This is a genomic window from Candidatus Thioglobus sp., assembly GCF_029243085.1.
Lineage (GTDB): Bacteria > Pseudomonadota > Gammaproteobacteria > PS1 > Pseudothioglobaceae > Thioglobus_A.
The window spans coordinates 1-8,094 of record NZ_JAQWSS010000058.1; the positions used below are offsets into that span (position 1 = coordinate 1).

8 protein-coding genes and 1 pseudogene are annotated in these 8,094 nt (G+C 37.4%); 8 read left to right on the forward strand and 1 reads right to left on the reverse strand.

The window, feature by feature from the left end; genetic code table 11:
- Positions 1-86 precede the first annotated feature (86 nt).
- Genes P8M52_RS03325 through thiL form a run of 3 tightly spaced genes read left to right on the forward strand, consistent with a single transcriptional unit; the run spans position 87 to position 2,129 of the window.
- On the forward strand, positions 87-665 hold the full coding sequence (locus P8M52_RS03325; protein WP_300307294.1) for an NfuA family Fe-S biogenesis protein: 579 nt from the start codon (positions 87-89) through the stop codon (positions 663-665).
- 31 nt (positions 666-696) lie between these two features.
- Positions 697-1,203, forward strand: a complete 507-nt coding sequence (locus tag P8M52_RS03330; protein ID WP_300307297.1) for a hypothetical protein — start codon at positions 697-699, stop codon at positions 1,201-1,203.
- On the forward strand, positions 1,200-2,129 hold the full coding sequence (thiL, locus tag P8M52_RS03335; RefSeq protein ID WP_300307300.1) for a thiamine-phosphate kinase: 930 nt from the start codon (positions 1,200-1,202) through the stop codon (positions 2,127-2,129). The genes P8M52_RS03330 and thiL overlap by 4 nt, the downstream gene beginning before the upstream one ends.
- Positions 2,130-2,139: 10 nt before the next feature.
- Here thiL and dksA read toward each other — a convergent pair whose 3' ends face one another.
- Positions 2,140-2,550 (reverse strand): RNA polymerase-binding protein DksA, encoded by a 411-nt coding sequence (dksA, locus tag P8M52_RS03340; RefSeq protein WP_300307303.1) that lies wholly within the window; start codon positions 2,548-2,550, stop codon positions 2,140-2,142.
- Positions 2,551-2,640: 90 nt separating this feature from the next.
- Here dksA and P8M52_RS03345 point away from each other — a divergent pair, with 90 nt between their 5' ends.
- The 5 genes and pseudogenes from P8M52_RS03345 to P8M52_RS03365 form a co-directional block, all read left to right on the forward strand.
- On the forward strand, positions 2,641-3,402 hold the full coding sequence (locus P8M52_RS03345) for an HAD-IA family hydrolase (protein ID WP_300307306.1): 762 nt from the start codon (positions 2,641-2,643) through the stop codon (positions 3,400-3,402).
- Positions 3,386-4,879, forward strand: a complete 1,494-nt coding sequence (ilvA, locus tag P8M52_RS03350) for a threonine ammonia-lyase, biosynthetic (RefSeq protein WP_300307309.1) — start codon at positions 3,386-3,388, stop codon at positions 4,877-4,879. The genes P8M52_RS03345 and ilvA overlap by 17 nt, the downstream gene beginning before the upstream one ends.
- Positions 4,824-5,303, forward strand: coding sequence for a ribosomal protein S18-alanine N-acetyltransferase (gene rimI, locus P8M52_RS03355; RefSeq protein WP_300307312.1), 480 nt, complete (start codon positions 4,824-4,826; stop codon positions 5,301-5,303). The genes ilvA and rimI overlap by 56 nt, the downstream gene beginning before the upstream one ends.
- A gap of 133 nt (positions 5,304-5,436) precedes the next feature.
- Entirely contained in the window at positions 5,437-7,662 is a 2,226-nt protein-coding gene (locus P8M52_RS03360) for an NADP-dependent isocitrate dehydrogenase (protein WP_300307315.1), read from the forward strand.
- Between the two features lie 118 nt (positions 7,663-7,780).
- Positions 7,781-8,094, forward strand: a pseudogene (locus P8M52_RS03365) (hypothetical protein); the annotation flags it as partial.

An 8,094-nucleotide genomic window follows, 5' to 3' on the forward strand; every position in this document is an offset into this window, starting at 1 on the left:
AATACAAGTAAAATTGCGATATTATGCGCAGTATTTTTAGGATCAACTAGATTGATCGATAATATAATTTTTAATCAAGGATAGCCATGTTCAATATTACAGATGAAGCGCAAGATTACGTTGCAGATTTATTTTCCCAACAAGATGATTCAGAATTGGGGCTTAAAGTTGACGTAGAAAGAGCAGGTACACCAGCTGCCACAGTATCATTTAATTTTTGTCATCCTAAGGATTTAACACCAGGATATCAAAAGTTTGAATATAAAGGTTTCCTGGCTTATATTGATCAGATTAATTTCCCGTATTTAAAAGGGTCTGAAGTTGCTCTAAAAGATGAAGGCACAGGTAAAAAACTAACAATTACTGCGCCAAACGCAAAAGGTGAAGAGCCAAAAGATGATGCGTCATTAGAAGAAAGAATTAAATACGTATTAGCTGCTGAAATTAGTCCGAGTTTGGCGTCACATGGTGGTTTTATTGACTTAGTTGAGATTACTAAAGATAAGGATGTGATTCTTAATTTTGGCGGTGGCTGTCAAGGTTGTTCTTCCGTAAAAGCAACATTAGAGCAAGGTGTTGAGACGCAGTTAAGAAATCGATTTCCAGAGATAAAATCAGTGCGTGATGTGACCGACCATACAAAGACTGATAACGCCTACATGTAGCGCTTAACTATAGAATATACAGGCAACGTTTATGGTTATTAAAATAGATGCAACTGAGCAAGAGCGTAAAGCCGCTAAAGCTGCACACGAATTATTTACCATTAATGCGATTCTAATCCATGTGATAGTCTCATTGGGCTTGATTAAGATATTAAATACAAGTATGGGTGTTGCTGTAGGTATTACGATTGTAATTTCAGCTTTTATTATTATTTATACTTTTTTGCGCACTAAAAAAGCCAAAGCAAATGACCCGTATTTGGTATATCTACATTGGCAATTATCTCTTAATCGTTATAAAATCCTGATTTCTGCCTATATTTTTTATTTTTTAGTCACCTCACTAGGGCTTTTGATTGGTGATGGTGGCTCAACTAGTATGGATGGGACGAGTATTGCCGGATCAATCCTAACCCTGTTAGGCACCGTGCCTTTATTTTTTGCTGTATTAGTATCAGCCGTACTTGGATCTGGCTCAATGTTTAATGCAGGTCGTGGAGAAGTAGAGCAGAAATTTGCACAAAAATATCCTCAATGAATGAGTTTAATCTGATTGAAAAATATTTCAATTGGGGAAAGTTAAATTGTGATGCTTTAGGGGTTGGTGATGATTGTGCGCTTATTTCTATCGACAGTGGTTATCAGCTAGCAACAAGCGTTGACACCTTGATTGAGAATGTTCATTTTCCTCGGGATACTTCCCCAGCTGATATTGCATACAAGGCTTTGAGTGTTAATTTAAGTGATTTGGCTGCAATGGGTGCAATCCCTAAATACTTTACTTTAGCGCTGACATTGCCTGAGTTTGATAAACACTGGCTTGAATCTTTCTCCACTTCACTTAAGTCGCTTGCCAAAAAATATCAAATAGATTTATTAGGCGGTGATACGACAAAAGGTAGCTTAAGTATTACGATTAATGTAACGGGTATCGTGCCACATAATAAGGCACTACTAAGATCATCAGCCAAAGTTGACGACATTATTTTTGTTTCTAATACGATAGGTGACGCAGCACTTGCTTGGCATCAAATTCAACAAGGAGAGCAGCCTAATCAAAGATTGTTAACGCATTTTAATAGACCGGAGCCACAAATAAAATTAGGACAATCCTTAGCGGGGATTGCTAACGCTTGCATTGATATTTCCGATGGATTAGAACAAGATCTTAATCACATACTTAAACATTCTAAAGTGGGTGCAAAAATTAACTTAAATAATATTCCACTGAGTCAATCAGTAGCTGCTTATGTTAAAAAGACAGACGACTGGTGTTTACCATTGGCGGGTGGCGATGATTATCAATTATGTTTTACAATTGCGCCTAATAAAATAGAGCTAATACAGGTATTGAAAAAAGAGTTAGATATTCAGCTAAGCGCTATTGGCACAATTACCAAAGATTTGGATTTTAAGAGATTAGGCGAGTTTGATCAAAAGTGTTCGGCATATCAACACTTTTGACAAAGGTTAATTAAACCTCTCTTTTTTCTGCAATGGTTTTACAGTCGATGCACTCATCGGCAGTAGGACGAGCTTCAAGGCGAATTAGGGCGATTTCAGTGCCACAAGTTTTACAATAGCCGTAGTCTCCCATTTCAATAATATGTAATGTTTTGTCAATTTTAGAGATTAATTTACGCTCGCGATCACGAGTTCTAAGTTCTAAAGCAAACTCTTCTTCCAGTGTGGCACGATCATTAATATCAGCGACTTGTGTTGAATCTTCTTGAATGTGATTAATGGTTGATTCAGCATCGCTAACTAGCTGATCTCTCCATACATTCAGCTTATGTTTGAAATGATTAAGCTGATCACTATTCATAAATTCCTCATCTTTTTTCGGAGTGTAGTGTGGAAGGTCTTGATAGTCTGTCTGTGACATGATGTAAGATTCATTTAAAAAAAATATGTTTATACCTAAAGTGCCTTAAAATAGCAATTTATTTTTCACATATTTAATTATAAAACGATTATGGCATTAGAAGCATTAATCTTTGACGTTGACGGAACTCTTGCGAACACTGAGAGGGATGGGCATTTGGTTGCTTTTAATTTAGCCTTTAAAGAATTAGGTTTGGATTGGGAATGGTCAAATGAACTTTATCATAAATTACTTGACGTGACCGGCGGACAGTTGCGTATTAAGTACTATTTAAAAGAATTTAATACATTGTTTAAACATGATGATGTAGATAGTTTAGCTGCATCAATACATGCACTAAAAACTAAGATATATGTGCGACTTATGGATGAAGGCGCTGTACCTTTACGTCCTGGTGTAGAGCGTTTGTTTTCTGAAGCTAGAGAGGCGGGTTTAAGGCTAGCAATCGCTACGACAACAACACCTGCTAATGTAGATGCGTTGATTGCTAATACTTTAGGCAAGGATGCATTAGATTGGTTTGAGGTGATAGGTGCAGGTGATGTTGTGCCTAATCTTAAGCCGGCAGGAGATATCTATAATTATGTGTTAAAGGAAATGAATCTCAACGCTTCACAATGTCTGGCATTTGAAGATTCTCATAATGGTATTATTTCTGCTAGTTCAGCTAATATTAAAACTCTTATCACAGTCAATGAATATACCGATAGACATGACTTTACAGGTGCTATTACTGTTCTAAATAATCTTGGCGAGCCTAACAAGCCATTTGAAATGATTACAGGAAATCGTACAGATTCAACCTATGTCAATGTTTCCTATTTACAGGAGTTACATGCACAGCATAGTTAAACTAGTTGACAATACCCGTGTTTACGACGTTGTTGATATCACCCCTTTATCTCGTGCATTTCAACTCTCAAAGCGCCTAGAGAATAATATCTATTTAAAGCGAGAAGACGAGCTTGCTATTCATGCTTTTAAACTAAGAGGAGCATATCAAAAAATTTCCTCTTTGACAACTGTACAAGCAGCCAAAGGTGTAGTTACTTCAAGTGCAGGTAATCATGGACAAGGTGTGGCATTATCTGCTAAAAAGCTAGGCATTGAATCTGTTATTGTCATGCCGTTATCCACACCAAAAATTAAGGTTAATGCAGTTGAACAGTTGGGTGGTAAAGTTGTTTTGCATGGTGATGTATATGACGATGCTTATCAATACGCTAAGCAATTAGAACAACAACAAGATTTAATTTTTATTCATCCTTATGATGACATTGAGGTTATGTCAGGCCAGGCAACTATTGCTAAAGAGTTGTTAGAACAATTGCCAAATATTGATAAAGTATTCATTCCTGTAGGTGGTGGTGGTTTAATTGCTGGTATGGCGACTTACATCAAGCACCATGCGCCTGAAATTCGAGTCATTGGTGTTGAGCCACAAGATTCACCAACACTGTATGAGGCTCTAAAGCATAATGAGCGTGTTATTTTGCCAGAAGTGGGGCGTTTTGCTGATGGCGTAGCAGTTAAGCAAATTGGTGAAAAAACTTTTGAAATTGCCAAGCAAGTCGTTGATGAAGTTGTACTGGTAAGTAACGATGAGATTTGTGCAGCAATTAAAGATATCTATGAAGATGTTCGTTCAATTTCAGAACCTGCAGGCGCTTTGGCAACAGCTGGTATTAAAAAATATGTTGAGCTTAATGAAATAACAGGTGAAAACTTAATCTCTATAGTGTCTGGTGCTAATGTTAATTTTGATCGGTTACGTTATATAGCTGAGCGTGCAGATATTGGCGAATATAATGAAGCCATTATTGCTGTTACTATCAATGAAGAGCCTGGTAGTTTTTTAAAGTTTTGTCAAATGTTAGAAAGTCATTCGATTACTGAATTTAATTATCGTTATGGCTCTGATACTCAGGCACGTATTTTTGTCGGTGTTTCTTTGAGCGAAGGCTTGAGTGAGAAAAAACAATTGTTAGAAACTTTGTCAGACTCATTTGATGTTTTGGATATGAGTGATAATTCGATTGCTAAAACCCATATTCGTTACATGGTTGGTGGGCGTAGCAATTGTGACAATGAAGTGCTATACCGATTTGAATTTCCAGAACGACCCGGTGCACTATTAGACTTTCTTAAAAAGGTGGGTAGCCATTGGAATATTAGTTTATTTCATTATCGTAATCACGGCGCTGACTTTGGACGTGTTTTAATTGGCTTACAAGCACAAGATGTCACCGAACTCGAGAAAAATTTTGATGAGCTTGGATATTTCTACCAAAACGAAACGGATAACAAGGCTTATCAATACTTCCTTTAAAGAAGCAAACACCCAGGATTTAGAGTTAATTCTGGCAATAGAAAATCGTGCTTATACTTTTCCCTGGACTAAACAAAAGCTTACTGATTCATTTAATAATCCAAATATTAGTATTCGACTAATTTTAGTGAATGAGAAAATTACAGGCTATTTAATTACGCTACACTCTATTGATTTTATAGATATTCTCAATATCTGTATTGATCCAAAGTTTCAACAACAAGGTCTTGGTGGGCGATTATTGGATGATTTTCTTAAACGCATTCAGAAAACCGAAGTTAAATCAGTTCTTTTAGAGGTAAGAGTTTCAAATGTATCAGCCATTGATTTTTATAAAAATTATGGCTTTGAGTTGCTTGATACACGCAAAAAATACTACTCAAACCTTGAGGATGCTAAAATACTACGTTTACAAATAATATAGCTATTCGCCAAAGGTTTTACCTGTCTATTTGTCAGCACTTATGGGTTACCAGTAATAATAAAAGTGCTTGTAAAGAGTAGATACGGTTGTTTTAACCATTCAATAGTTGATTATCATCCCATAGGAATCCGTCATGTCGCCAAAATCTAAAATTATCTATACTTTAACTGATGAGGCGCCGGCATTGGCAACCTACTCATTACTGCCGATAATAAAAGCTTTTACAAACGCTGTAGATATAGAGGTGGAAACTCGTGATATATCTTTGGCTGGTCGTGTGATTGCCGGTTTTTCTGAAAGGTTGGCGGAAGAACAAAAAATTGGCGATACCTTGGGTGAACTGGGTCAGACTGCAAAATCTCCAGAAGCCAATATTATTAAGCTACCAAATATTAGCGCCTCTATTCCACAACTAGAGGCTGCAATAGCTGAGCTTCAAGCAAATGGATATGATATTCCAAACTATCCTGCCAATCCTACAAGTGATGAAGATAAAGTAAATAGAACTGTATTTTCCAAAGTGTTAGGTAGTGCAGTAAATCCAGTATTGCGTGAAGGAAACTCTGATCGTCGTGCACCTCAATCTGTTAAAAGTTATGCAAAGAAAAACCCTCACTCAATGGGCGTTTGGGCAACTGACTCAAAAACTGTTGTATCAAGCATGTCTGAAGGTGATTTTTATGGTTCAGAAAAATCAGTGACAATTGACGATGCGACGCAATTTACTATTCAGTTTGAAGACCTTGATGGTTCCATTGAAGAGTTAAAGGCTTCTACGCCACTACAAGCGGGTGAAGTTATAGATACATCTGTTATGAGTCAATCATCTTTAAAAAGTTTTTTAACTGCGGCTATTGCTGAAGCAAAAAAGAAAGATATTCTGTTCTCTGTACATATGAAAGCTACGATGATGAAAGTTTCCGACCCTATTATTTTTGGTCATGCAGTTAGCGTCTTTTTTACAGATGTGTTTAAGAAGCATGCGGCGATTTTTGCAGAGCTTGGTATTAATGCAAACAATGGTTTGGGTGATATTTTAAGTAAAGTTGAGACTTTAGAGTCAAGTAAAAAGGCAGAAATTGAAGCAGACATTCAAGCGGTTTATGCTCAACAGCCCGATGTAGCCATGGTGAATTCTGATCAAGGTATTACCAATTTACATGTACCAAGTGATGTCATTATTGATGCATCTATGCCAGCTATGATTCGTTCATCAGGTCAAATGTGGAATAAAGATGGTGAGCTTCAAGATACCATGGCTGTTATTCCTGATCGTTGTTATGCAGGTGTGTTTAAGGAAACAATTGATTTCTGTAAAGAGCATGGTGCATTTGATCCCACCACCATGGGGTCTGTTTCAAATGTTGGTCTAATGGCACAAAAGGCAGAGGAATACGGTTCTCATGATAAAACATTTCAAATTTCAGCGCCAGGAATGGTGCGTGTCGTCTCGATAGATGGGGTGGTGTTACTTGAACAGTCTGTAGAAGTAGGTGATATTTTCCGCATGTGTCAGGTAAAAGATGCGCCGATTCAAGATTGGGTTAAGCTAGCAGTAAATCGTGCCAAAGCAACAAATGTACCAACTGTTTTTTGGTTAGATGAGCAACGTGCACATGATTATCAAATTATTCAAAAAGTTAATCAATACTTGTTAGATTACGATACAACCGATCTTGAAATTCACATAATGTCTCCAGAAGAGGCTACCCGATTTACATTGAATCAGGTGAAGGCAGGTAAAAATGTAATTTCTGTTACTGGAAATGTACTTCGAGATTATTTAACAGATCTATTTCCTATACTAGAACTTGGAACCTCTGCAAAAATGCTGTCTATTGTGCCATTAATGAATGGTGGAGGTTTGTTTGAGACGGGTGCAGGGGGATCTGCCCCTAAACATGTTCAGCAATTGATATCTGAAAATCACCTGCGCTGGGATTCTCTTGGAGAATTTTTAGCTTTAGCAGTATCACTAGAGCATTTGTCCTCAACATTTGACATGCCTAAAGTGCAAGTTTTGGCAAACACTTTAGATGCGGCAACAGCAAAGTTTTTAGATCAAGATAAATCACCATCACGTAAAGTGGGCGAGTTAGATACTCGCGGAAGCCATTTCTATCTTGCGATGTATTGGGCAGAGGCATTAGCAGAGCAAGAGCAAGATCTCGGATTGCAAGCTCAGTTTACACCTGTAGCAGAGGCTTTATCCGCTAATGAATCAGCTATTGTTGCTGAATTAAATGGCGCCCAAGGTAAGGCGGCAAGTCTTGGTGGTTATTATCAGCCTAATCCAAAATTAGTTACTAAGGTGATGCGCCCAAGTGCCACTTTAAATACCATAATTGAATCTATATAATTGTATTAAGCAATACTAATAGTGTTGCATCATCATTTAAGTTAAGTATTATGGTTCAAGTAAGTATTTATTTTCTTACCAAAAACTTATATAAAAATTAACTCTTAGAGGGGATACAATGAAAAATTTAACACAAGTCGCGGCAGTAGTGACAGTAATGGTGGCAACATCAGCATCAGCTTTTTTTGGCAATAGCGGCAATAATGGTTGGGGAAACTCGAATGGTATGGGTAACTGGGGTCCTATGAATAGTGGTTCTAATATGGGTCCTTTTAACTCAGGTTCTAACATGGGTCCATTTACTGGCGGCCAGAACATGGGTCCTTTCAACGGTGGTTCTAACATGGGTCCTTTCAACGGCGCTCAAAACATGGGTCCTTTCGCTAACACGAACGACATGAACAACGATTCTGACTGGGGTTTCCATTACAA

Bases quoted from the DNA above. Each gene is read 5' to 3' on its own strand.
- thiL (WP_300307300.1), top strand. From the start codon at position 1,200: ATGAATGAGTTTAATCTGATTGAAAAATATTTCAATTGGGGAAAGTTA.
- P8M52_RS03325 (WP_300307294.1), top strand. From the start codon at position 87: ATGTTCAATATTACAGATGAAGCGCAAGATTACGTTGCAGATTTATTT.
- P8M52_RS03360 (WP_300307315.1), top strand. From the start codon at position 5,437: ATGTCGCCAAAATCTAAAATTATCTATACTTTAACTGATGAGGCGCCG.
- dksA (WP_300307303.1), bottom strand. From the start codon at position 2,550: ATGTCACAGACAGACTATCAAGACCTTCCACACTACACTCCGAAAAAA.
- P8M52_RS03345 (WP_300307306.1), top strand. From the start codon at position 2,641: ATGGCATTAGAAGCATTAATCTTTGACGTTGACGGAACTCTTGCGAAC.
- P8M52_RS03330 (WP_300307297.1), top strand. From the start codon at position 697: ATGGTTATTAAAATAGATGCAACTGAGCAAGAGCGTAAAGCCGCTAAA.
- ilvA (WP_300307309.1), top strand. From the start codon at position 3,386: ATGCACAGCATAGTTAAACTAGTTGACAATACCCGTGTTTACGACGTT.